Consider the following 24719-nt stretch of genomic DNA (forward strand, 5'->3'; position numbering starts at 1 on the left):
CTTGCGGCGCAGGGGCTAGCGTGAAAGCGCGATGTGCTGGTTGGCGGAGATGGTCTGCCAGTTGGTTGTCACGCCGTCGGGCCAGATGATCCGCAGTCGGAGCGTGTGTGCCTGACCCAAACCAAAGTGCAAATCCCCAGCGGATCCACCGGCATGGCCGCCACCAACGGTGATCTCGCGAGTCTGTGTCCGAGTGCCATCGTCCAGCTCAACAAAGGCACCAATGGCTTGGGTGTTTGGCGCAGGGGCGCGCAAGGCGAGGGTGAGCCAGGCCCCGTTCGATGGAGTTGTGTTTTCAAGCAATTCCAACGGTGCACGGCGATTTGAAACGGCCAGATCAAGACGGCCATCCAGATTGAGATCGCGTAAGACGGCCCCGCGCGAGCGCGCCATGCTGGCGATGCCTGCTGTCGCCCCCATGTCAGAAAACCGCCCCTCGACGTCCTGAATCAACAACGTATTCGGATCACGCATCGCGGCGTCTGGCATCTGTTCGACATTGCCCTTGGCCACAAAGATATCATCGCGACCATCGTTGTTCACATCACCAAAATCCGCATGCCATCCGGTTGAGGGCCTGCCATCGCCACCGGTTGTCGGCCGATGCGCGGTGGTGCCGTAGTCATAGGTGACATCGCGGTAGGCCGGACCGCCGGGGCTTGGGTCAAACAGCTGAAATTTTTGATCGCCCATCGACGTGAGATAGACGTCTGGGAACCCGTCACCGTTGATGTCACGCGAGGCAATGCCCATTCCCCAGAGGTGATAAGATGCCCAGCCGTCTTCTGGCTGGTATAGTGCTGGGGGGGTGGTCATCTGCCACATCTGTTCTTGTCCGTTGCGTACATAGTAGTGCCTGTCATTGCTGATGCGCAAATCCGCACGACCACGCGCTGGTCCCTCTGTGGCGCGTTGCCAATTGGTAAATAACATGGACAGTGCACAGTAGCCGGGTTGCAGCCGGGTGGGCGGCGCGTACCGGTTGCCGTCTGGTCGGTAGAGCAGCGTTGCGTCGCAGGCCTCAAACGGGCCATCGGGCTTGCTTCGATCAACGTAGGTGCCAAACGCGAGGGTTGGCAGGCTTTGCCCTGCTTCCCAAGTGGCAGAAAAGGCGGTGGTCCAGTGATTGCCGCTGACAAAGTCAAGAGTATCAAAAGGTTCGAATTGGCAATCGCCAACCCCGCGCAGCAGCTGATCCGGGCCGACACGCAATAGGGCCAGGTCCAGCAGGCCATCACCATCGATATCCAGTGGGTAGGCACCGGTTACACCCATCTGCGCCAGCGTTTCGGGTGTCTCGGCGCGAAATGTCAGCGGCGCGCCAGGGCCTGCGGTACGGTTGACCATCAGTTGCACCGGATTGCTGCCACCTGCAGCGATCAGATCGGGCAGCCTGTCGCCGTTGCAGTCCAATGAGGCAAGGCCGCCCCCGACGAAATGCTCCCATCCACCGTCGTAGACGTGTTTGGGGATAGGGCGTTGCTCAAATAGGGGTTGCTGGGGATCACTCGCCAGGGCGATTTGAGGGAGGGTGACAATAGTCGCAATAATGAGCAAAGCTCTAGCTGACATGGCTGGCCACCTCGCGGATGGTCAGCGCAGATACTTCTTCGATTGCATAAGCGGCCGCGCCTTTGGCCCACATCTGGTTGCCCCAGCCATGCACGCGGACCTCGGGTAGGGGGCCATCCACCTGAACCACCCAGCGGCGCATTTCCTCCACCACTTTGTCGGAGGACAGATAGCCAAAGGCCAATTGCGCCCCTGCCAGAACAATCATCTGGGGATCAAAGATATTGACGATGTTCGCCAGCCCCATCGCAAACATGCGCCCGGCGCGGTCGAGGATGGATTGTGCCATCGTGTCCCCATCGGCCACTGCCGCATATAGCGAGGCAAGATCCTTGTGACGTTCGACGCCGCTGGTGATATTGGCTTCGCGCAATAGCGCGTAGTCGCCGACATAGGCCTCTAGGCAGCCGCGTTGTCCGCATTGGCACAGCGCGCCTTCAAGCTGCACCTTGATATGGCCAAACTCTGCACCGCAGCCGCGCGCGCCGCGATAGATCTGATTGTCGATTACAATGCCCATCCCCACACCATGCTCGACCGTAACCACGACGAAGTTACTGCGGGTGTCGCCTTCGCCAAAAAGATGCTCGGCCTTAGCGACCAGATTGGCATCATTGTCGATAAAGACCGGCATGGTCAGAGAGCGACTAAGATGGCTGCCAAGATCAATGTTGCGCACATTGAGGGACGACGACCAGTAGATGAAGTTGCGTTCCGCATCCATCACACCTGCCATTCCAATGCCGACGCCAGAGATCTGATCACGGGCGAAGCCACCTTTGGCGCAGCTCTGATCCAAGGCCGCAACGATTTTTTCACATAGAGCATCTGGCGACATTTGTCCGCCACGTAGGGGCATCTCGTGGCTGACCAGTTCGGTGCCCTCAAAATCGGTGATCAGTGTTGTAATCGCATGATGGGACAGCTTCAGCCCAGCAATGCGGTGTGCGCTGCCGCGAACCCTAAGCGCGACACGAGGGCGTCCACGTTTGGCGTCGCGGGCGAGATCGGGGCTGACTTCCTCAATCAAGCCAGCCGACAAAAGCTCGGCGGTGATGGCGGTGACTGTCGCAGGGCTGATGCGAGTGATTCGGGCGATGTCGATTCGGGCGATCTGGCCCGCGGCACGAATGGTGTCGAAAACTTGCAAGCGACTGCTTTCGCGCAACTCGTCCGAATGTGAAAGCCTAGCCGATTTTGCCACTAAATTTCCTCCATGTTGTCAGGCCAGTTATCGCGTGGCGCGTCCCGCCGACAAGATATCCATCCGCATGATACATTATTTAATTTGAGTTTCAAAAAAAATAATGTTAGAGATAGCAGGACGGACATGCGGCACGGAGGCACGTAAGTGTTGCAGCAGTCCGCAACGATCCGAGGGAGGAATAACAATGAAGTTTCTGAGTGGAATCTCCGCGATCGCCTTTGCCGCGACAGCTGGCATGGCCTTTGCCGAGGATGTGACCGTTGGCGTGAGCTGGTCGAATTTTCAGGAAGAACGCTGGAAAACTGACGAGGCTGCTATCAAGGCTGCGCTGGAAGCCAAGGGGGCAACTTATGTTTCTGCTGACGCTCAATCATCGTCGGCTAAGCAATTGTCGGACATCGAAAGCCTGATCGCACAGGGAGTTGATGCGCTGATTGTTCTGGCGCAGGACGCCCAGGCTATTGGTCCGGCGGTTCAGGCCGCAGCTGACGAAGGCATTCCGGTTGTCGCATATGACCGCCTGATCGAAGACGGTCGCGCGTTTTATCTGACCTTTGACAACGTCGAGGTGGGCCGGATGCAGGCGCGCGCGGTGCTTGAGGCGCAGCCGAGTGGCAACTATGTGATGATCAAGGGTTCGCCAACCGATCCCAATGCTGATTTCCTGCGCGGTGGTCAGCAAGAGATCATTCAGTCTGCAATCGACAGCGGAGACATCAAGATCGTTGGCGAGGCCTATACTGATGGCTGGCTGCCGGCCAACGCACAGCGCAATATGGAGCAGATCCTGACAGCGAGCGACAACAAGGTTGATGCCGTTGTTGCCTCCAATGACGGCACTGCCGGTGGTGTTGTTGCTGCGCTGACCGCGCAGGGTATGGAAGGCATCGCAGTCTCGGGTCAGGATGGTGATCACGCAGCGCTCAATCGCGTTGCCAAGGGCACACAGACAGTGTCGGTCTGGAAAGATGCCCGCGATCTGGGCAAGGCTGCGGCTGAAATCGCGGTCGAGATGGCCGAAGGCGCCTCAATGGGCGACGTTGCTGGTGGTGCCGCATGGACCTCACCCGCGGGTACCGAACTTACGGCCCGCTTCCTAGAGCCGATCCCGGTCACGGCTGGCAATCTGTCGGTAGTCGTTGACGCAGGTTGGATCACCCAAGAATCACTGTGCCAAGGCGTGACCAACGGTCCGGCGCCATGCAACTAAGCAACGGCTAACCTGCCACTCGCTTTGTTTTAAACCAGCGCGCGCCCGTGAAAGGTCCAAATGGGGCCGGGCGCGCGTCCCCTTCAATACCGCTGATCACTGGAGTTCGGATATGACCGAAACCACGTCTCAGCCGATCCCCAAATACAGCAAGCGTGGCCTCTTCCAGCAATTGGAACTGGACGTCCGCCTATTGGGAATGATCGGTGCCTTTGTCATTTTGTGCGTTGGATTCAACATCCTGACGGATGGTCGTTTCCTAACGCCGCGCAATATCTTTAACCTGACCATCCAGACGGTTTCGGTGGCGATCATGGCCACGGGCATGGTGTTTGTCATCGTGACGCGCCATATTGATCTGAGCGTCGGGGCGTTGTTAGCAACCTGTTCTGCAGTGATGGCCGTGGTGCAGACTGATGTACTGCCGGATATGCTGGGGCTTGGTCTCAATCACCCGGCAACCTGGATCATAACCATGGCGGTTGGTCTGACGGTCGGCACGCTGATTGGCGCCTTTCAGGGTTGGATGGTTGGTTTCCTGACCATTCCGGCCTTTATCGTGACCCTTGGTGGGTTTCTCGTTTGGCGCAACGTTGCATGGTATCTGACGGACGGGCAGACGATTGGCCCGCTCGACAGTACGTTTCTTGTTTTTGGCGGCACCTCAGGAACGTTGGGCACCACGCTCAGCTGGGGGGTAGGTATCGTCGCAACCATATTGGCGTTAGCCGCCTTGTGGAGCAGTCGCCGTGCAAAGCAGGGGCATGGCTTTCCGGTGAAACCCGCCTGGGCCGAAGCTGTGATTGCCGGTACTATTGCGACCGCGATCCTTGGCTTTGTGGCGGTGTTGAACGCCTACCAGATCCCTGCCCGCCGTTTGGCACGGATGTTGGAAGCACAGGGTGAGACGATGACTGAGGGTCTGGTCGTCGGCTACGGCCTTCCGATTTCAGTGTTGATCCTTATTGCGACTGCCGTTGTAATGACCATTGTCGCGCGCCGCACCCGGTTTGGGCGCTATATTTTTGCAACTGGTGGAAACCCTGATGCGGCAGAGCTATCGGGCATCAACACACGCCTCCTCACAGTGAAGATCTTTGCCCTGATGGGTTTCCTTTGTGCGTTGTCGGCAGTTGTAGCTTCGGCGCGATTGGCCAACCATTCAAACGACATCGGGACATTGGACGAGCTGCGCGTGATTGCGGCAGCCGTGATCGGAGGCACCGCACTGTCAGGCGGATTTGGTACCATTTATGGCGCTATCCTTGGCGCACTGATCATGCAGAGTTTGCAATCAGGTATGGCTATGGTTGGCGTTGATGCGCCGTTTCAGAACATAGTCGTCGGCACTGTGCTGGTGGCTGCTGTCTGGATCGACATTTTGTATCGCAAACGTGTGGGGGCCCGGATATGAACACTGCAAAAGAGCTGCGCGCCTCGGGCGCTACCCCGCTTGTCGAAATGAAGGATATCTCGATCTCCTTTGGCGGCATCAAGGCTGTGGACCATGTCAGCGTCGACCTATACCCGGGTGAAGTCGTCGGGCTGCTCGGCCATAATGGCGCTGGAAAATCCACCTTAATCAAGGTTCTGTCCGGCGCCTACCAGATGGACGTTGGTGAAATCCGGGTCAATGGCGACAAGGTCGAGATTACCAATCCGCGGGATGCGCGAAGCCACAACATCGAAACCATCTATCAGACCTTGGCGTTGGCAGACAATCTGGATGCGGCATCAAACTTGTTTCTGGGCCGTGAGCTGGTGACACCGTTCGGTCTTGTAGACGACTCCGCGATGGAGGCCGAATGCCGCAAGATCATGAACCGTCTGAACCCTAACTTTCAGAAGTTCTCAGAGCCAGTGTCTGCTTTGTCAGGCGGGCAGCGTCAATCGGTAGCCATCGCACGGGCGGTCTATTTCAACGCCAAGATCTTGATTATGGACGAGCCGACTGCAGCACTGGGACCGCATGAGACGCAAATGGTTGCAGAGCTAATCCAACAGCTAAAAGCGCAGGGGATTGGCATCTTTTTGATCGACCATGATGTGAATGCGGTGATGGAGCTGTGCGACCGGGCCTCTGTCATGAAGAATGGCCAGCTGGTCGGTACCGTCGAGATTGAAGATGTGACCGATGATGATTTGTTGAGCATGATTATCCTCGGCAAACGCCCGGGCGAAGCGGCAGCCTGAACCGACAAGCAGACGAAACATTTCTGCAAGGGGCTGTCGTTGGCGGCCCCTTTCCTGTTCCAGATTGGTTGTCCTGATCAACACTAAAACCTACATAAGATGTAGATTTTGGAGAGATTGTAGATGCTGACGATTGGGACATTGGGAAAACGGACTGGTACCAAGGTACAGACCATCCGCTACTATGAGCAGATTGGCCTGATGCCAGAGGTTGGGCGCACGGCTGGCGGGCAGCGCCGCTATGATGAGAGCGAATTGGACAGACTGTCGTTTATTCGGCATGCAAGGCAGCTTGGGTTTGGACTGGAGGCTATCCGCGAGCTTCTGGATCTGACAGATCATCCGGGTCAGTCTTGCTCACATGCGGATTCTATCGCGCAGCGTCAGCTTAAGGACGTCGCGGATCGGATCGTCCGGCTTGAAGCGTTGCAAACCGAATTGCAACGGATGGTTGCTGATTGTGCAGGCGGCACAGTTGCTGAATGCCGGGTACTGGAGGTGCTGCGCGATCATTCGGAGTGTCTGACCAATCATCAGGAAATTGGCGCATGATCAGGGGGTTGTCAAATCTTGATCAGGCTTGAGCGCGCGTAACAGCATTCTTCGCTGATGATCCTGCCCGCCAAAGAATACAGCCAGTACACGCAGGCGTTGCGCCGCATCGTCTAGATCAAAGTAGAAAATTGCCCGACCTTTGGTGACACTGCGAAGACCGGTGGCGATGTCGGCGCGTAGGGAACCCTGGTGAGGCGCTTTGCCAAGCGCCTCCATTGCAGTGTCAATTTCGTTTAGGCGTGCAGCGGCGCGGTAAAACGCAGTCTCTCTATCCTCGCCAAAACGGAGTGCCGCATCGAATAGAAAATCGAATATCGCCTCCAGATCACCATCGATCGCTTCAGCACGATCAACTTGGTAGATCATGTTCCGCTCGTTTTTTGGCCAATAGATCGGCTGTCCGATTTGGGCCCTCAGCGGCGCTGACAAAATCACCTGCACGTCGATCCGCGATCAATGCGCGCAGGGCGGCCGTGTCAGCTGCGCGTGCATCAGTCTCTTCGCGCAATAATTCCAATCCTTGTTGGAGTACAGCACTGAGGCTTGCATACCGGCCTTCGGCTACCAGCGTGCGGGCAAAATCATCCTGTGCATCGGTCAAGGAAATCGAGGCTTTGACGCTCATAGTTGGACCTTGTCAGGTTGTTACGTTCAATATGAAGTATATGCTACTGAGTAGTATTTATCAATCCGGCGCCAAACGCGCCGCGCAGCGCAAGCAGGATCCAGCCAAACCCTGCGAGTGCCAGGATAACCCAGTTGCCGCTGCCCCATTGGTTGATGATGATCCCACCCAGTGCCCAGCAAATGGCGATGGTATAGGTCCAGGCTGTCGGGCTGCGTGATTGGACCATCAAGGCCACCGCCAGCGCTGCAATAAGGCAGAGGATTCCGGCCAGCTGTGCATTGACCAGACCGTAGCCGGGTGCCACGACGCTGACCGAAACAGCTGAGGCCGCAGTTAGCCAGCCGGCATACAGGCCAACCGGCCCGCGCTTCCAGATCCGCAAATGCCCGTCGGCGCGGTGCGTTGCTGAGATTGCGGTCACAGCCATGGCAATGATCATCACGGTGGCAAGGATTGGCGATGTGTTCGCGGCCCATAGCCAGAAGACCCCCAATGCTAGGCTGATTGAAAGCGGTTTGCGCATTGCGTGCCAAACTGGTCTTTCTGGGGCCTTGATCGCACCGAACCCAGACCCGACAATCAGCCATAGATAGATCACGCCCCAGATCGAAAACGTGGCCCCGATGGGTTGGATTACAGGATTTTGCTGCGGGTAAGGCAGTTGATCAGCCGTATAACCCGTAAATGGTTGCGTGATCAGCGGCGCTGCGGCGAACGCAACGGCAAGCGCTAGAGTAAGGTAGGCCAGTAGTGGTTTCTTCATGGGTATCACGACGTGCTTTCATTGAATGCAAGATGTGCTGGTAGTACAAAATTCTGGTATTTGATTTTCATATCAAAGTGTTAAAGGAAGTTTTCCAACTCCTCCAGCGATCCCGCTTCTAACGCTGGTTTATCGGTTCTTATGCGATTGATCCGTGGAAATCGCATGGCCAATCCACTTTTGTGGCGGCTGGATTTATTCAGGCCTTCAAAAGCAACTTCGAGCACCAGCTCGGGTTTGACAGCGCGCACCGGGCCAAACCGATCTGTGGTGTTGTTGCGTACAAAACGATCCAGTTTTCTCAGCTCTGCATCCGTGAACCCGAAATAGGCCTTGCCCACTGGGACCAGTTTATCGCCGTCCCACACACCGAAGGTGAAATCAGAATAGTAGCCCGAACGCTTGCCGTGCCCGCGCTGTGCATACAGCAAAACCGCGTCTACCAGCATCGGGTCGCGTTTCCATTTGAACCAGTGCCCTCGTTTACGTCCAGCGATATAGGCGCTTGCGCGACGCTTTATCATGATACCTTCGATCACACTATCCGGCGGATTGGCGCGCAGTTGTGCCAGATCTTCCCATGTGTCGAAGCGCAGCTGGTGGGACAGGTCAATGCGCGGTTCATTCAGTGCTGTGATGCAATCGTGCAGGGCGGTTTGGCGGTCGCAGAGTGACCGGCTGCGCATGTCCTCGCCATTCCAAATCAGAAGATCATAGACCCGCAGCGCGGCTGGATGGCTTGCCAACATGGCTTTACCGACTTTCTTGCGGCCCAGGCGTTTTTGCAGGTCTCCGAAGGGAGCAACATCATCGCGACGTTTGACCAGCAACTCTCCGTCAAGCGTACCGTCGAAATTCAACGCATCGATCACATCGGGAAAGGAGGCTGAGATATCTTCACCGGTGCGGGAGTAGAGCCGTCGAGTACCGTTGTCATTCACGGCCTGCACGCGAATACCGTCCCATTTCCATTCAGCGATAAAGTCAGCAGGTGCCAGGCTGGCCAGACCGTCAAGATCGGTGGCTGTTGATAACATGACCGGGCGGAATGGGGCAGCTGCAAGATTGACAGGTTTGTCGCCACCTTCGAGCCAGCCAAATAAGGGAAGATAGGGCGCCGTCAGTCCGTGCCATAGCTCCTCAATCTCGGTGACATCGACGCTGCCGAATTGCGCCAGGGCGCCGCGCGCAAGTTTAGCTGACACGCCAATCCGCAAACCGCCTGTGGCAAGCTTAAGATAGGCGTAGCGCTGTGATGGCGTCATTTGGGTGAGCCGCTGTGCGATAAGTGCGGGAAGCTGTGTCTTTGCGGTGGTTGCTAGTTCATCAACAGCTTCGCTCAGCTTAATAGTCGCGGACAGGCTAGAATGCGGCCATATGAGAGCAACGGTTTCCGCGAGGTCGCCGACGAAATCATAGGACAGGCGGAACAGTTCGGGGTCGGTTTCTTCGGCCACCAGCCCGCTCAGCAACGACGGTGTCACATTGCGCAGGACGAGGCCCCCGGTCAGCGCTGCAAGCGCATATCCACGTTCCGGGTCGGGGGTGGTTCGAAAAGCGCTTACCAGATGCGCGATTTTGCCATTTCTAGATGGGGTAAAAGCAAGTTGTTCGAGTAGATCAGCGAAAGCCTGCATCAATCGGCCTCCTCTTCATAGCCAACCAATCGTAGGGGGCGGGCGGCAATCTGGTTCAACTCACACCAACGAACTAATGCATCCTCGCGGCCATGGGTGACCCAGACCTGTGTTGGCGCCAACTCTTGGATGGTCCTGGTTAGGTCCGACCAATCCACATGGTCGCTCAGGATCAGCGGCAGTTCAACTCCGCGCTGGCGGGCGCGGGCACGAACCTGCATCCAGCCGCTTGCGAAGCAGATCACGGGTTCGGGAAACCGCTGCGCCCAAGTCGCGGCAAAGGCTGACGGCGGGCCAAGAATGATCTGCCCCTTAAAGGCGGCTTTGCCGTCCTTGGTGGTGGCGGGGCGCAAGTCGCCAAGATCAACCCCCTGTTCGATGTGGTAGTCGCATAGTCGTTGCAAAGCCCCATGGATATAGATTGGCTGATCCCATCCTGCTTGTCTGAGCAAGGCGATCACCCGTTGTGCTTTGCCCAGGGCATAAGCTCCAACGAGATGACACCGCTCTGGCTGGGCGGCGACGGAGCGCAGGAGTTTGTTGATCTCAGCGCGGGGCGAGGGGTGGTTGAAGACGGGCAGGCCAAAGGTTGCTTCGGTCACAAAGACGTCACAGGGGGCAAGCTGGAACGGCGCGCAGGCCGGATTGTCGACGCGGGCATAGTCACCAGATACTGTGATGGCTGTATCGCCATCATCCACCGTGATTTGGCACGAGCCCAGCACGTGGCCAGCGGGTGTGAAGCAGGTCTTTATGCCAGAAACCATGGTGCTGTCTTGCACCGGGATGCGGGTGTCGCAGAATGACTCGCCGTAGCGGATCGCCATGATGTCCAGAGTTTGTGGGCTGGCCCAGACGGTGCCATGACCTGCTCTGGCGTGATCTGCGTGCCCGTGTGTGATCATCGCGCGTGCTACCGGGCGCACCGGATCTATGTAGAAATCGCCCGCCGGACAGTACAGCCCTGCGGGCTGCGGATGCAGCAACTCTTCTGGCAGGCGGGGCGCTGACACGGGGTGTGCTCCTTCACAGCATTCGTAGGTATGTCGCAAAGAAATTAAGGCGCGCAGGGGTTTGGACAAGGGGGCGAAGGGGGAAGCAAACCGATGTCGCGGCATTTCCTGAAAATAGGAACCTTTGAACGTCTCTGAACGTTTCCACCTCTGGGGTGCGAACAACACAGCGAAAGCGCCGACCACCGAAAATAAGGAGATTGCCTGTGGCGCGGATTGATTTGACGCAGGGACCAGTCTGGCGTGCACTTGCAACTGTATCGGCCCCTATGTCGCTTGGCATTTTGGGGGTGCTGAGCGTCGGGTTAGCGGATGCGTATTTCCTTGGTCAATTGGGAGAGGCGCCTCTTGCAGCTGTGGGGTTCATTTATCCCGTAACAACCGCGGTGACATCGCTGTCAATCGGGCTTTCGGCCGGGGCCAATGCGGCGATTTCCCAGAGCGTCGGTCGCGGTGACAGCGAAGCAGAAACAAACCGTCTGGCTGTACATGCAATCTTGCTTGGAGTAGTGATCGCGTTGTTGGTCGCGCTGATGTTTCACCTCGGCGCAGGGGCATTGTTTTCGCTGATGGGCGCCAAGGATGATGTTCTGAAGGAGGCACAATCCTATGCGCCGTTCTGGGCGCTTTCCTTTCCCTTTTTGGTTGGTATGGCCCTGCTGAATGCGGTGTTTCGCGCGCATGGTGACGGTGCAACCGCAGCCGTAATTATGCTAATCGCTGCGCTTCTCAATATCGCCCTGGATCCCATTCTTATATACGGGCTTGGTCCGATACCTGAGATGTCGACTGCCGGGGCTGCGCTGGCGACTGCATTGGCACGTATCTTCACTCTTGTGGTAGCGTTCATCTACGCGTTGCGCGTCGGAGCGATCAGCCGGCCCAAGATATTACTTGATGGGATCGGCAGCTCCGTCTGCGAGGTGATCCGTGTTGGCTTGCCTGCGGCATTTTCCAACGCGATCAACCCGGCCGGCATGGCGATGGTGACCGCGGCTGCGGCCACATTGGGAGACACCGTCGTGGCCGGGCTTGGTGCCGCGCAGCGTGTGCAATCGGTTGCTCTGGTGCCTCTGTTGGCTTTGTCAGCTGGAATAGGGCCAGTGGTGGGGCAGAATTGGGGAGCGGATCAAAACGGACGCGCCCGTATTGCGGTGTTGCGATCCTGGCAATTCTGCTTGTGCTACGGTCTTGCTGCAGCGGTAGTATTGACCATATTTGCACCACAGATTTCTGGGTTCATCGCCTCTGATGTTGCCGCTGCTGACAGGGCAGCACAGTATCTGCGCATCGTCAGTTGGAGCTTTCTAGGCTACGGCGTCCTAGTGACTGCGAATGCTGCTATGAATGCACGTTCGAAGGCGGTCTGGTCCATGGGGTTGAGCCTGGCGCGGATCTTTGTCGTCTACGTCCCATTGGCCTGGCTGGGGGTTTGGATGTTTGGCTATCCGGGCATCCTTGGGGCTGCTATTGCGGCCAATTTTGCTGCCCTGCCCGGTGCCTATTTCGCGGGCCGCAAAACTGGGTTGGTCGGGGAATGATACGCGCTCGTCGGGACGTGGCGGTTGGACAGCACGTATGTCGAAGATTGAGGTATTCAGGGGCCTGCTCTGCCCGCCAGCCAATGTCTCATCTGAGTATCTGGATCGGCCCGAAACGAATTGGCCGCCCACGAGAGTGGACGGCCAATCACCTGCTAGCTCATCACCATGATCGATTTCACGTTCACGAACTCTTTCATGCCAAATCCACCATGCTCACGCCCATAGCCAGAATCCTTGACACCACCGAAGGGCATGTTGGGGATCGCCAAGCCAAAACCGTTGATAAAGACCATGCCAGTGTCGAAATGGTCGCGCGCCAGCGCGATTGCCTTGTCAGTATCTGTTGTCATAATGCCACCGCCGAGGCCAAAACGGCTGTCATTGGCGATACGCATCGCATCATCGGCATCCTTGGCACGGATCAGCGCGGCGACTGGACCGAACAGCTCGTCATCGTAGGCGGGCTGGCCGGGGGTAACGTTGTCCAGGACAGTGGCGGGGTAGAAGAAGCCGTCGCCGATGGGTATTTCGCCACCGCAGAGAATTTTGGCACCAGCCCCGACGCTGTCTTCTACCTGCTGATGTAACTCTTCGCGCAGATCTTCTCGGGCCATGGGTCCAATGTCAGCCTCATCTCCTGTAGGGTCGCCGGGTTTCAGATTTCTCATCGCCTTTACGAAGGCATCGCGGAACGTATCGTAGATCGCATCGACTACAACAAAGCGTTTGGCTGCAATGCAGGTTTCACCGTTATTGTAGGTCCGCCCGCTGACGCAGGTTTGAACGGCGGCCTCGATATCGGCGTCCTCTAAGACGATGTATGCATCGTTCGAGCCCAGCTCCAAAACGGTTTTCTTGACCGCTTCGGCAGCCTTGGCACCGACCTTGCGGCCAGCGCCGTCACTGCCGGTCAACGTTACGCCGCGTACAAGATCGTGGCCGATCAGATTGTCTGATTGATCATGCGAGATTACCAGAGCCTGAAACAGCCCCTTGGGCAGATCTGCGGATTCGTAGATTTCTTGTAGCAGCTGGCCGGAGCCTGTCACGTTGGAGGCATGTTTCAGCAGCACCCCGTTGCCCGCGATTAGGCTGGCGATAGAAAAGCGCACAACCTGATAGGCCGGAAAGTTCCATGGTTGAATGCCGTAGACAATACCCAAGGGCGAGTAGTAGATATGCCCCGTCTTGCCGCCTTCGATATTACGCTCCTCAGGGGCAAATGCCTTTGGCGCTTCCCCGGCACTGTAGTCGCAGATTGCGGCGCACAGGTCGATTTCCTGATGGCTTTGGGTCAAGAGCTTGCCCATTTCATCGGTCATCAGTTCCGCAAGCTCTTCCTTTCGCTCGCGCAGGGCTGTTCCGATTGATTTGATAATCTCGGACCGCTCTTCTACCGGGGTCTGGCGCCAGACCAGAAAGGCCTTGTGGCAGCTTTGTACAGCATCTTCTACAGCGTCGTTGCTCAGAATTGGGTAGCTGTTCAGAGTTTCACCTGTGGTTGGGTTCACTGTGGTGACGGTATCAGACATGATTGGCCTTTCCATTTGGCGGCAGAGGAGGATGCCTTTGCCTAATCTCATGGGCACAACGTGAGGTGGCTGGCAGAGTTCCCGAAAATCGCGAAGACGTGAGGTCGTCTGATTTTGCCGCCCTAATTGTGCAACCTGCGCACGACCAAGGATTGCGTTGCTGATCGCGGGAACATATAGTGAACAAATGACAAAGCAAACACTGGATCAGAAGCTCGCCATATTAAGCGATGCCGCTAAATACGACGCGTCCTGCGCATCGTCAGGGTCGATAAAACGTGACTCTCGCGATGGTAAGGGGCTTGGATCAAACGAAGGTACGGGTATCTGCCACGCCTATGCGCCCGATGGTCGCTGCATCAGTCTGCTGAAGATTCTGATGACGAATTTCTGTATCTATGACTGCACTTATTGTGTAAACCGAGTGTCGTCGAACGTACCACGTGCACGATTTTCCGTGGATGAGGTGGTGAAGTTGACCATCGAATTCTACCGGCGCAACTATATCGAAGGGCTGTTTCTCTCCTCTGGTATCATCCGCTCGCCGGATGCCACCATGTCGGATATGGTGCTGATCGCGCGCAAGTTGCGGCAGGAAGAGAATTTTCGCGGTTACATTCACCTCAAAACGATCCCGGATGCCACGCCTGAATTGATCGCTGAGGCAGGCCTGCTGGCGGATCGGCTGTCTATCAACGTCGAGATGCCAAGCGATGCAGCCGTGCGTGAACATGCGCCGGAGAAGGATCCAAGCCAGATCCGCAAGGCGATGGGTGATGTTCGTCTGCGCAAAGAGGCGGCAAACGATAAAAGCCATACGGGCAAACGCCCGCCGCGTTTTGCGCCGGCGGGTCAGTCGACTCAGATGATTGTGGGGGCGGACGGGTCAAACGATGCTCAGGTTCTGGGCCAGTCCACCCGGCTCTATTCCAGTTACAAACTAAAGCGGGTCTATTATTCTGCGTTTTCTCCGATACCGGACAGCTCTGCCAAACTGCCTCTGATTTCGCCCCCGCTGCAGAGAGAACACCGGCTGTATCAGGCAGATTGGTTGTTGCGGTTTTATGATTTCCAACTGGATGAGATCACATCGGTCACGCCAGATGGCAATCTGGACCTGGATATCGATCCGAAGTTGGCTTGGGCCTTGGCGCACCGTGAGATGTTTCCGTTCGATGTGAACAGAGCGAGCCGGGAAATGTTGCTGCGGGTGCCGGGGTTCGGGGTAAAGACCGTAACCCGGATCCTGACCACCCGACGGCACCGAATGCTGCGCTACGAGGACCTGATCCAGATGGGGGCTTCGATGAAAAAGGCGCGGGCATTTGTGGTGGCGGGCGGTTGGACACCCGGCACGCTGACCGATAGCGCCAATCTGCGTGCACGGTTTGCGCCGCCGCCGGAGCAGCTGGCATTATTCTAATGTACCGTGCGGAAATTTCATCCATCGGAGCGGCGATCGCCTGGCGCAAGGCGGCACGTGGGTTCCTGTCAAATGCAATCCCGCCCGAAGAGATCCTATGGGGAGAGGGTGCGGTCGTGCCTGACCTTTTTGGACAGGAGGCTACAGCGCCACCAATAGGCGAGTTCAAGGTACCACGAAGCTTTGTCGCGTTGGCGGATCATGTCGTTTGGCACAGCGATCCCAGCCGCTTTGCGCGGCTATATGCGTTGCTCTGGCGCATGAGGCGCGAGCGCGGCCTGATGAGCGACCGCGGCGACAGTGAATTGGCGCATCTGCGGCGTATGGAAAAGGCGGTTTTGCGCTGCAAACACAAAATGAAAGCCTTTGTTCGCTTTCGTGAGCTGGGGGATCCCGAGGCAGCGCGCCGGTCCTTTGCGGCCTGGTTCGAACCTACGCACCACACCGTAGAGCCTACAGCCACTTTTTTTGTCCGCCGCTTTGCCGATATGGATTGGCGCATTCTTACATCTGATGTGTGCGCGATCTTTGAAAGCGGTGACTTACGGTTTGAGCCGGGGCGCCCGAAACCTAACCTGCCCGACGACGCCAACGAGCAGCTTTGGGTCACGTATTTCCGTAATATTTTCAATCCGGCGCGTCTGAACGTACAGGCGATGCAGTCGGAGATGCCTAAGAAATACTGGAAGAATATGCCTGAGGCGGCTGTCATTCCCGATTTGGTCGCCTCAGCGCCTGCGCGGGCCCGCGCTATGGCTGAGGCGGCACCAACGCTGCCACCGCTCCGCGCGGCACGGGTACAGGCGCAGTTGCCTGCAGCCAATCCGTGGTGGCAGGGCACTGTAGGAGACCTGCCAAACGCGATTAATGCGTGTACGCGCTGCCCTTTGCACGAAAATGCGACACAGGCAGTACCAGGCGAAGGCCCCCCAAGTGCAGATCTGATGATTGTGGGTGAGCAGCCGGGAGATCAGGAGGATCTTATCGGGCGTCCATTTGTTGGGCCTGCGGGACAGCTGTTTGACCAGCTTGCGGCTGAGGTCGGCCTGTCAAGGACAACCGCCTATGTGACCAATGCCGTGAAGCATTTCAAATTCACTGCAAAGGGACGTCGACGACTGCATCAGCGTCCTAATGGGGCGGAGATTGCTCATTGTCAGGTGTGGCTGCGAGCTGAGCTGGAACAGGTCCAGCCAAAACTGATCCTGGCACTTGGAGTAACTGCTACCGAGGCGTTGCTTGGGTCAGGCGAGGATATCCTGCGGCGACGAGGCAGTATCGAATATCGCGCCGACGGGCAACCAGTGCTGATTACGCTACACCCATCTTATATATTGCGGCTGCCTGACCCAACACTGCGGGCCCGTGCAATCGAGAACCTGCGCGCAGATTTGCGACTTGTGGACGGCTGGTTGGCAAAGTCCGTTTCCGACCAACAAAAGGCGACGGTGTAGTAAGCTAGTCGGTGCTGGTTGTGCTTGTCGATCCAGACGAGCCGATCCCCGCGATCAGTGCCAACCCGAACAAACCGATTGCAGGCGCAATCATTGGCGCGAACTGACCTGCGACGGGTTCTATAAGCAGGAGACAATCCTCCTCTTCTGCGTTGCTGTCGTCGTCACAGTCAAACTGGTTGTCTTGTCGCTGCGTGGTCTGGGCATAACCTGTCTGTACAGCGAGACCTAAGGCAAGCATGGCGACGATGATGCGGCGCATGGAATATCCCTTTCTGTTCAATCTGATTAATTGACCGCTGCTGCAACTGGTGTGGTGATCAGCGATGGTGTGATCTGGCGCAGCGTGCGGCCCCATTTGGTCACTGGGTTTTCGGCAACAAAAACAACGTCATCAGGGCGCAGTTGAAACTTGGTTGCAAGAGTCAGATTGGCGGCACTGCTTGCATTCAAATGCCACGCGGTGACGGCGCCGAATTCGCGCGGGTCGCTGGAGGCGCGCAACACGTAGACCTGAGAAACATCACCGGTTTCCCGCGCAATTCCGCCACCTGCATCATACAACGCATCGGCAAGAGAGGCCTGACGTTCGTAGGGCAGTGGGTAGCGGGTTTGGATGTCGACCTCGCCGGCGAGATAGACAAAATCGCGATCATTGGCGCCGAGCGTCTCGCGCGCTTCGAAGGTGCTGCGCTGCTCGGCATTATCGTTTCGGCGCAGGGAAATCGCGGTGTTCAGTTCGCTTAACTCCTGTGCCCGTGCCGCTAATGTGGTCTGCTTCAGCCGAATCTGCTGCTCAAAGAACCTTTCGGCTCGGTTGAGGTTGAAATCCGTGTCCACAAACACCGCATCTCCCGATACCAGACGGGTGTTCTGAAGATCGGGGCTGGCGTAGAAATCTTTCAAGGGGATCTGGTAAAGCGTGCCGTTCCGAAAAATCCGTACCGAGCTGACGTCGGTATCAGAGACCGACACGCTGCCTGCGGCGGCCAAGGCCTCGCTCAGGTACAGCGGGGTCAGCGTGATAGGCAAGACGCCAGGCTTGCCGACAGCACCGCCAACAGACACGCGGCGTGAGTTGAATTCTGCGATTTCCAGGCTGAAGGTGGGATCGAACTGTGCCTCTACCAACTTCTGAAACAACAGCTCTTCCGCATCTTCGATAGTCAAGCCGGCAATGCGCACACGTCCGACATCGGGAATATTCACGGCCCCATCATCCTGCACGGTATACCCATTGCGGCTGTTTTGGGCAGCCAGCAGACCTGACAGTTCCTCCAGCGTGTTGCGGGTAGACGGGGTCGCCAACATCACGACATCCCCAACTCCGATGCTATACGGCATGGCGGGTGCCTCAGGCGGGCGTTTCAGTACCAGCTGTTGGTTGCGGACACCGACCTGCGTTGACGGTGCGTCGGGCAGACGGCCGGAGCCGCGAACAGATATACCGGCTCCAGTTCCGGCAGAACGCGCATAGGCATCGGGCAGCGACTGCGGTGCATACGGCGCGCGATTTGCTTGGATTACCGTCTCACCGGTTAGCGGTATAACCCGGACCTGCGTGCCATCACCCGCGCCGGGGATGACATCAGAGCTGCGATAGACGGTCGAGCATCCTGCCAGCGTAAGCGTGGCGCAGCAGATTATGGAAATCAGGCGCAAGGTCTTTCCTCCGGTCGGGGTGGTGGTGGCGCGATGGGTGTCGCCTATGGCACAGCGGGTCATCGCGTCACCCGCAGTCTGGTCGTCATATTTCCCAGGAATGGCCCAGTCCATTGGCGGCTTTGGATCAATGTGTTGTCACGGGTTCGCAGCCAATAGAGGTTGAGAAATCGCTGATCTGGATTGATGCAGGTCTCAGCCATCAGACGAGTCGTGATTTCCATGCCATCAATTCTCAGGATCCGCGCTCCGCGCGTTTCTATGTCACAGTGGTAACTGCGGGTCTCAATTTCATTGTTCCCAGTGAGATAGCTGTGGAACCGCTGCGACGATCCTAGATCTTGTTCAAATATTCGCTGTCTGGACTGATCCAGATCTACTGCCATCAAACCCGCACCAAACCCGCGCGTTGCGCGCAGTAGGCCGCGGTCGGTTTGCAGGCTTGCGCCGTCTGATGACAGCCAGGTTACCAGACCGGCGCGGTGTGTTTCTGCAACCATTGTGCCTGCGATACCGGTTTTGATGAAACTGACCTGCATTTGCGCGGCGCCATTGGCCGCAAGTGCCGTCATGCGGGTCATCGAGGGGGCTGCTGGCGGTTGGACGATCTGTTGCAGGCTGACGATCTCACGCTCGTCATTGGTGCAGCCCGCAACCATCATACTGACCATGACCGCAAGAGAGGTCGCAATTCGGCGGTGTTGTCGCAGAGATGTCATCTGGCGTACCGACCCCACTGTGCGGCAAGAGCGCGACCACGATTGTCACGCACTTTCTCATAAAGACGGTTCTGAACGTTGAGCCGCGCGCCACCATCACGCAGAACGGGGCGGATCACCTGGGTAATGTTGCGGCGTGATGGTGTTCCAGTGAGCCAAGACAGCGGAACCTCAACACGGATCCCTTTATCGAAGGAGCCTTCGCCGAACTCTTCGTAGGAAACATCGGTCAGGGTTGCAAATGCACCTACCTTGAAACCGTTGTTAAATTCACGATCGACAGTAACGGTGGTGCCCCAATCCCCTGCAAGATATCGGCCCATGTCGACCTGAAAATGATAGTCGCCACGCGTTTTGTAATAGACCGAAGCATGGCCTGTCACCACATCGTAGTCCTGGAATCCAAACTGTCCGTCGAAATCGCGCTGTCGGGCGTAGTTCAGCTCTGCTCCCAATGCGAGGCTATTGCCAACAGGGAACCACAATAGTTCTGCCGAAACGCCGCCAAACATCTGTTCGAGGTAACCAGCCGTTACACGGGCAAACAGATCCTCACGGGGGCGCCAGGCATATTCTGCAGTGAGATGGCTGAGACGAAGATCGGATTCTGACGCGTACCGCGCCCAGTCGGAACGAACTTTTGGCAGGACAGAGTTGGATGGACGGGCGGTTGCGTCCAGGTTCCCCACCACAGGCTGACGCAATTGTCCGGCAATGGTCAAACCTGTCGTCGGCTGATACGCGGCCTTAAGCTCAGCGCCGACTTCATAGCGGAGTGGTTCATCCGGGTCGAAAAATGATAGCTGAGTGTACGGCCCAAATCGGTAGGTTAAGCGCGGGAAAGCATTGATGTTTTTCGCACCGGGGATGACTGCAGGAGCGTCTTCGACCTGTGCGCGGGCCAGGCCGCGCCAGGCACCGTCCAGATCGTCTTCCAGTTCATATAAGTCGCTGCGCTGGCTTTTGATGCGAGTGGTCGGCAGGCCATTTTCGGCTAGCGTGACCTCAAACTGTTGAAGCTGTTGTGGCAGCGTATTCGCCATCACGCGCGTGGTACGCCCAACGGCCTGAGCGGCGGCACCGTAGCGCAGATTCTCGACAGTGATCCGCGCCCGGCTGCCTTCGCGTTCAAAACCGATAAGGCGAATGCCCTCGGCTGCGAGTTGGGTGTTCAATACATCATACAAACGGGCGGGTTCTGGCGTGGCGTTGTTTCCCTGCGCGAGGTTCCAACTGGACAGGGCTACTTGTTCTGCGGGTTTCAGGGCAGGGGCAGCAGCCCCATGGCCAGCTGGTGATGCGGCGCGACGTGGGTCGAACGCATAGCTGAGCTGTACAGCAAGGGCGGAGCCGTTTATGTAAGAGCCGCCCAGCGTTACACCATTGTCGAAACGATAGGATGTACCGATGTTGATAGGTGAGTCTACATCCGTCAGCCCGCGCTGCGTTTCAGCGGTGTAGGTGTCAGAGGAATATTCAGCCATTACCGACCATTGCGGCGTCACATTCCAACGTAGTCCGCCGAACAAGGCAGCGTCGCCACGAAACCAGTTACCAAAATCCAGCTGACCGGTGGTTGAAATCCCGCCTGCGTTTGAATCTGCACGGGTATCGAACCGCCCATCAACGACAGTGAGCGGGTTGCGCTGTCCACCCCGTCCCGCAAGTCGCCCCCAACCAATCCCACCGGTCACAGAGACGTTTGGTGTTAGATGTTTCGTTGCGACGAGGTATTCGCTTGCATAGACGCCTGTTCCACCGAAATCACGTAGACCAAGGGCAATGGCCGGTCCTGCCGGAGTTTCTCTGCGCAGCTGGAAATGAACGTCAAAGCTACGGTCATAGCGGCTAAGACCAACTCCGGCATCAAAATCCCGCAAATAGCTGTATCGAAAGCTGCCATAGACACTGGGCAATAATTGAAAGGTCAGAGTGTTTCGGCTGGTGTCTTTAAAATTTGACGTGGTCAGTGCCAGGGTGCCATCCGGCAGCACCTCGGCTGTGGGAATGTCGATCAAACCGGGCGTGCCATAGGTTGACAGCGTTTGGGCTGGTGCCTGCATGGCAACCAGCTGGCCACTGAGCGCACCCAGGCAGCCAATCATAAGATATGCGTGTACCCGCATTCCCACCCAGCCTCGTCGTGCCCACCTTTTTTGGTGGTGCGTTATTCACACTGCGCCTAACCCCGCCTAACACTACGACAGCAAAGCGGTCGATTGAAAAGCGTCAGGCCCCCACGGAGCAGTGATTATGTTCAAAAGGTTAATTACCAGATTTTGGCGGAAGCGGCAAGATTTCGCAGCTATCGACCCCGGATTGCGCTTTTATGTGATAGGTGATGTCCACGGATGCGACGACCTGCTAGCGCAGCTATTGGAACAGTTGGACCCGGGTGTTCCCGTGGTTTGCCTGGGGGACTATGTGGATCGTGGTGAGCAAAGCTCCGCGGTACTGCGCCGCCTAATGGCGCAGCCAGAGGTGACGGCACTGATGGGTAATCACGAGTCCATGCTACTGGATTTCCTACGCGACCCGAGTGCCAACGCCGCTGCCTGGCTGCGCAGTGGTGGTCTGCAAACACTTGCAAGCTTTGATGTTGGTGGGATCTCTGAGCGTTCATCTGAGATGGCTTTGAAAAAAGCCGCAGATACTCTGGCAGATGCGATGGGGGGGGAGATGATCGAATGGCTACGCAATCTGCCGTTGTCCTGTCAGTTCGGAAATGTCTTTGTTGCACACGCAGGGGCGGATCCGGGTGCGCCTGTTACGACCCAATCTCGTCAGGCCTTGTTATGGGGGCACCGGGAGGCGCGGCTGACCCCCCGTAGCGATGGTGTTTGGGTTGTTCATGGCCACTGGATCGTATCCGAACCCATAGTCGAAGAAGGGCGTATCGCGCTCGATACAGGGGCGTTCGCGACAGGTCGTTTGACGGCGGCAGAGCTACGTCCCGGTAGTGTGCAGTTCATTGGCATGTCGCGATAACAATTCTACAAGGTCAGCCCGCGATCTTGCGCATTGCCATTTCGATGGGGCCGTGTTTCGCCCAACGCGACCACAGGAGCGCATAGACCGTTGCAAAGGCGCAGAAGATGAGAGCTGCCAGAAGGGCCGTTGCGGCCGTCTGCCCGCCCAATAGACCCAATTCTTCAAGCGTACCCATCCCGATAAGGATATGCGCGATATATAGCGTCAGGGTCTGCCGCCCTGCTGGGACCAAAAGCTTTGCAATGCCAATGCGTTGCAGCACAGGTGCTAGCAACAAACATGTGCCAATCACAATGCTGGCAGCTGACAACCCGGCAATCATGTACAGGGGCATTGGTGGGATTGGCAGTGTCGTCACCAGTTGAGCCAGCTCCAGGTTGATATCGCTTAGACGCCTGACGGCCAGCTGACTGAGCCCCCCGACACCCAAATAGATTACCAAGCCAAATAGGCTAAGACCGACCTGAAATTTCCATTTTTGGAGCGGTAAGCGAGACAGAATGATACCAAAAAGCAGGAACGCAAACCAAGGTACTACCGGATGCCATCCATTGAACAATAGGTGTCGAAGAAAGCCACTGAACGTCCAAAGATCAGAGTAAGTGTAGAGTTTCCAATCCCAGCCTGCATCATAATCCAAAGTGAAAATCATCACGGGGAAGGTCAGGATCAATGTGACAACCAGGGCACTTAGCTGTTTTGTCGACGCTCTCAAAAGGAATGCACCAAGCAGAAAGTAGATCGCGTAATAATGCAGGATATCTGCATCGAAGATCACCATGTTGACCAGGCCGAGAGCCATCAGAAATGTAGCGCGACGTATGGTAGTCGAGATGGTACTTTGTTCGGATCGTCTGGCCGCGAGTCCTAACCCTATGCCGGCTAAAACGACGAAACAGGCGGCGGCCCGCCCTTCCAGCGCAGTGGTGAATGCGACGATAAGGCCGGTACCTCCTTCCGCACCCATAGCAATCTTGAAATTGACAATGACCATTCCAGCAAACGCAATATAGCGCGCAAGATCAAGCCCTTGTAGGCGGACGGTGGAGGTTTTGGGGTGCATAATATTTCCTATTGAATGAACGTCCGTTCATTATATGGAAGCTTGCCAAAATTATTCAACACAGATTTACGCAAAGCCTCGGATGCGTAGAGATCAGGCCACGCGTAGGTTTGTTGATCGCTCGCGACCTCTTGATGTGGCAAAGCGTGCTACATCACCTGAACGGAGTAGCAAAACAGGCTGATTTCGCACGAATGATACGTCATTTCGCCTAGCAATGTTGCATGAGTGGCTGTTTAGATTGAGCTGTGCTGACTGCAGCAGCCTGGCAAAAGTTGAATAAATCGCTCCTTGACTAAAATTTTGGTGACATCCTATCGTATGATTTATCGGTAACCTAATGGTGGGTTTTTCTGGTTTTGCCCAGTACGGGCGGCGCCGAATTGGCGATTGTGGAGTGATTGGTAGATATGCCGAATGCTGTTTTGAACGATGTGTTGGAATTGGAAGATTGGCTCGAATACATCGGGGGCGCTGTAGCTTATAGTGGTAATACGGATTTGTTGGCCGCGTTTAACGCGAGTAATGTAACGCAGCTGACGGTAGGGGAGTTCCTTGCGATCATTGATGCCGCGGAACAGGCGATTCTCGCGATAGATTGGCAAGAAATCGTGAGCCAAGTTGCGGCGCTACTGGAGACGCCGATTATTTCAGAACAACTGACAGCCGTGGAAAAACAGGCTATTCTTGATGCCATCGCACAAATTGAACCCAGTGATATTACCGACGGTTTCGACCTATTGCGCACGGAATTCGCAGGGATCGAAACAGGAACCCTGGTTGTCGATGCACTGAATATTGTCGGCGTAGAGACACCTGTTGGGACGGCCGCCAACGATGTGCTTACGGGCACCGTTGGTAGTGACGACGTCGGACTGGCGGCTGGAGATGATGTCTTTGTCGCCGGGCAGGGCGACCTTGGTAACGACACGATCCGGGGTGGCGCCGGGAATGACACAATCAACGGGGGCTCTGGGCAGGATGAGCTGTTCGGTGGTAGTGGTGAAGATCTGCTACGAGGCGGTTGGGGATCCGACCTGATGAAAGGCGGTCGCCAAGCTGACGTGCTGAATGGCGCGCAGGGTCGCGATACCATCTATGGTGAAGGTGGAGCTGATCGCCTTGACGGTGGGTCAGGAAATGATCGGCTGGTTGGTGGTGCGGGTCATGACACAATCCTCGGTGGAAGCGGTATTGATCGACTGTTTGGTGGCAGTGGTAACGACAGTCTTGTCGGCGGCGCACAGGCAGATTACTTTATTTTCCGTGGTAACTTTGGTGATGACACAATTCGTGGCTTTGCAGCGCGAAGTGATGCAGAGAAAATTGACCTGAGAGCGGTTGCGGCGATCTCTGATCTCACTGACCTTCGGGGCAATCACCTCTCACAGGACGGCAACAATGCAATAATTGAAGACGGTCTTGGCAATACGATCACGTTGCTAGGCGTTGACATAGATGACCTAGGTACAGGTGATTTCTTGTTTTGAGGTATAGTGCAAATTCCGGCCGCGCATTACGTTGCGCGGCCCAATTTCTTTATGGCAACGGCC

General features: G+C 56.6%; 22 protein-coding genes. 9 read left to right on the forward strand and 13 right to left on the reverse strand.

Annotated elements, in window-relative coordinates; translation table 11 throughout:
- Nucleotides 1-15: 15 nt before the first annotated feature.
- A complete protein-coding gene (locus PhaeoP97_RS17705; protein ID WP_072506590.1) occupies nucleotides 16-1572 on the reverse strand; it encodes a CRTAC1 family protein in 1557 nt (518 codons plus the stop codon).
- Nucleotides 1562-2776: an ROK family protein gene (locus PhaeoP97_RS17710; protein ID WP_072506591.1), complete on the reverse strand. Its 1215-nt coding sequence runs from the start codon at nucleotides 2774-2776 to the stop codon at nucleotides 1562-1564. Before PhaeoP97_RS17710 ends, PhaeoP97_RS17705 begins: the two co-directional genes overlap by 11 nt.
- Before the next feature lie 187 nt (nucleotides 2777-2963).
- On the opposite strand from PhaeoP97_RS17710, the gene xylF reads away from it, so the two are divergent.
- From xylF to PhaeoP97_RS17730, 4 genes are all read left to right on the forward strand, one after another.
- The gene (gene xylF / locus PhaeoP97_RS17715) at nucleotides 2964-3989 is read left to right on the forward strand and encodes a D-xylose ABC transporter substrate-binding protein (RefSeq protein WP_072506592.1); all 1026 of its coding nucleotides are present in this window, start codon (nucleotides 2964-2966) and stop codon (nucleotides 3987-3989) included.
- 112 nt (nucleotides 3990-4101) lie between these two features.
- Entirely contained in the window at nucleotides 4102-5403 is a 1302-nt protein-coding gene (locus tag PhaeoP97_RS17720; protein ID WP_072506593.1) for a sugar ABC transporter permease, read from the forward strand.
- Nucleotides 5400-6182, forward strand: a complete 783-nt coding sequence (locus PhaeoP97_RS17725) for an ATP-binding cassette domain-containing protein (protein ID WP_072506594.1) — start codon at nucleotides 5400-5402, stop codon at nucleotides 6180-6182. Before PhaeoP97_RS17720 ends, PhaeoP97_RS17725 begins: the two co-directional genes overlap by 4 nt.
- Before the next feature lie 123 nt (nucleotides 6183-6305).
- Nucleotides 6306-6734, forward strand: a complete 429-nt coding sequence (locus PhaeoP97_RS17730; protein WP_072506595.1) for a MerR family transcriptional regulator — start codon at nucleotides 6306-6308, stop codon at nucleotides 6732-6734.
- On the opposite strand, the gene PhaeoP97_RS17735 is transcribed toward PhaeoP97_RS17730, so the two are convergent.
- The 5 genes from PhaeoP97_RS17735 to PhaeoP97_RS17755 form a co-directional block, all read right to left on the reverse strand.
- On the reverse strand, nucleotides 6735-7103 hold the full coding sequence (locus tag PhaeoP97_RS17735; RefSeq protein WP_072506596.1) for a type II toxin-antitoxin system RelE/ParE family toxin: 369 nt from the start codon (nucleotides 7101-7103) through the stop codon (nucleotides 6735-6737).
- A complete protein-coding gene (locus tag PhaeoP97_RS17740) occupies nucleotides 7087-7362 on the reverse strand; it encodes a ribbon-helix-helix domain-containing protein (protein ID WP_072506597.1) in 276 nt (91 codons plus the stop codon). Before PhaeoP97_RS17740 ends, PhaeoP97_RS17735 begins: the two co-directional genes overlap by 17 nt.
- 43 nt (nucleotides 7363-7405) lie before the next feature.
- Nucleotides 7406-8128, reverse strand: coding sequence for a tryptophan-rich sensory protein (locus tag PhaeoP97_RS17745; RefSeq protein WP_072506598.1), 723 nt, complete (start codon nucleotides 8126-8128; stop codon nucleotides 7406-7408).
- An 80-nt stretch (nucleotides 8129-8208) separates the two neighbouring features.
- Nucleotides 8209-9765 carry a cisplatin damage response ATP-dependent DNA ligase gene (locus tag PhaeoP97_RS17750; RefSeq protein WP_072506599.1) on the reverse strand — a complete coding sequence of 519 codons (1557 nt, stop codon included), beginning with the start codon at nucleotides 9763-9765 and terminating at the stop codon, nucleotides 8209-8211.
- On the reverse strand, nucleotides 9765-10778 hold the full coding sequence (locus PhaeoP97_RS17755) for a ligase-associated DNA damage response exonuclease (protein WP_072506600.1): 1014 nt from the start codon (nucleotides 10776-10778) through the stop codon (nucleotides 9765-9767). Before PhaeoP97_RS17755 ends, PhaeoP97_RS17750 begins: the two co-directional genes overlap by 1 nt.
- A gap of 206 nt (nucleotides 10779-10984) precedes the next feature.
- On the opposite strand from PhaeoP97_RS17755, the gene PhaeoP97_RS17760 reads away from it, so the two are divergent.
- Nucleotides 10985-12319, forward strand: a complete 1335-nt coding sequence (locus tag PhaeoP97_RS17760; protein WP_072506601.1) for an MATE family efflux transporter — start codon at nucleotides 10985-10987, stop codon at nucleotides 12317-12319.
- Between the two features lie 155 nt (nucleotides 12320-12474).
- On the opposite strand, the gene PhaeoP97_RS17765 is transcribed toward PhaeoP97_RS17760, so the two are convergent.
- Nucleotides 12475-13854, reverse strand: coding sequence for an NAD-dependent succinate-semialdehyde dehydrogenase (locus tag PhaeoP97_RS17765; protein WP_072506602.1), 1380 nt, complete (start codon nucleotides 13852-13854; stop codon nucleotides 12475-12477).
- Nucleotides 13855-14041: 187 nt separating this feature from the next.
- Between PhaeoP97_RS17765 and PhaeoP97_RS17770 the strand changes: the two genes are divergently transcribed.
- Nucleotides 14042-15277, forward strand: a complete 1236-nt coding sequence (locus PhaeoP97_RS17770; protein ID WP_072506603.1) for a putative DNA modification/repair radical SAM protein — start codon at nucleotides 14042-14044, stop codon at nucleotides 15275-15277.
- Nucleotides 15277-16731 (forward strand): UdgX family uracil-DNA binding protein, encoded by a 1455-nt coding sequence (locus PhaeoP97_RS17775; protein ID WP_072506604.1) that lies wholly within the window; start codon nucleotides 15277-15279, stop codon nucleotides 16729-16731. Before PhaeoP97_RS17770 ends, PhaeoP97_RS17775 begins: the two co-directional genes overlap by 1 nt.
- Before the next feature lie 4 nt (nucleotides 16732-16735).
- On the opposite strand, the gene PhaeoP97_RS17780 is transcribed toward PhaeoP97_RS17775, so the two are convergent.
- From PhaeoP97_RS17780 to PhaeoP97_RS17795, 4 genes are read right to left on the reverse strand one after another with little or no spacing between them, the layout of a single operon-like run.
- Entirely contained in the window at nucleotides 16736-16993 is a 258-nt protein-coding gene (locus tag PhaeoP97_RS17780) for a hypothetical protein (protein ID WP_072506605.1), read from the reverse strand.
- A gap of 26 nt (nucleotides 16994-17019) precedes the next feature.
- The gene (locus PhaeoP97_RS17785) at nucleotides 17020-18393 is read right to left on the reverse strand and encodes a polysaccharide biosynthesis/export family protein (RefSeq protein WP_192849722.1); all 1374 of its coding nucleotides are present in this window, start codon (nucleotides 18391-18393) and stop codon (nucleotides 17020-17022) included.
- 59 nt (nucleotides 18394-18452) lie between these two features.
- Entirely contained in the window at nucleotides 18453-19112 is a 660-nt protein-coding gene (locus tag PhaeoP97_RS17790; protein ID WP_072506606.1) for a YjbF family lipoprotein, read from the reverse strand.
- Nucleotides 19109-21238 (reverse strand): YjbH domain-containing protein, encoded by a 2130-nt coding sequence (locus PhaeoP97_RS17795; RefSeq protein WP_083570439.1) that lies wholly within the window; start codon nucleotides 21236-21238, stop codon nucleotides 19109-19111. The genes PhaeoP97_RS17790 and PhaeoP97_RS17795 overlap by 4 nt, the downstream gene beginning before the upstream one ends.
- 127 nt (nucleotides 21239-21365) lie before the next feature.
- Between PhaeoP97_RS17795 and PhaeoP97_RS17800 the strand changes: the two genes are divergently transcribed.
- Nucleotides 21366-22100: a metallophosphoesterase family protein gene (locus PhaeoP97_RS17800; protein ID WP_072506607.1), complete on the forward strand. Its 735-nt coding sequence runs from the start codon at nucleotides 21366-21368 to the stop codon at nucleotides 22098-22100.
- Nucleotides 22101-22113: 13 nt separating this feature from the next.
- Here the strand turns inward: PhaeoP97_RS17800 and PhaeoP97_RS17805 are convergent, their stop codons facing one another.
- Nucleotides 22114-23166 (reverse strand): DUF418 domain-containing protein, encoded by a 1053-nt coding sequence (locus PhaeoP97_RS17805; RefSeq protein WP_072506608.1) that lies wholly within the window; start codon nucleotides 23164-23166, stop codon nucleotides 22114-22116.
- 410 nt (nucleotides 23167-23576) lie between these two features.
- Between PhaeoP97_RS17805 and PhaeoP97_RS17810 the strand changes: the two genes are divergently transcribed.
- A complete protein-coding gene (locus tag PhaeoP97_RS17810) occupies nucleotides 23577-24656 on the forward strand; it encodes a calcium-binding protein (RefSeq protein WP_072506609.1) in 1080 nt (359 codons plus the stop codon).
- Nucleotides 24657-24719: the final 63 nt, after the last annotated feature.

The sequence above is a fragment of the Phaeobacter porticola genome (assembly GCF_001888185.1).
Lineage (GTDB): Bacteria > Pseudomonadota > Alphaproteobacteria > Rhodobacterales > Rhodobacteraceae > Phaeobacter > Phaeobacter porticola.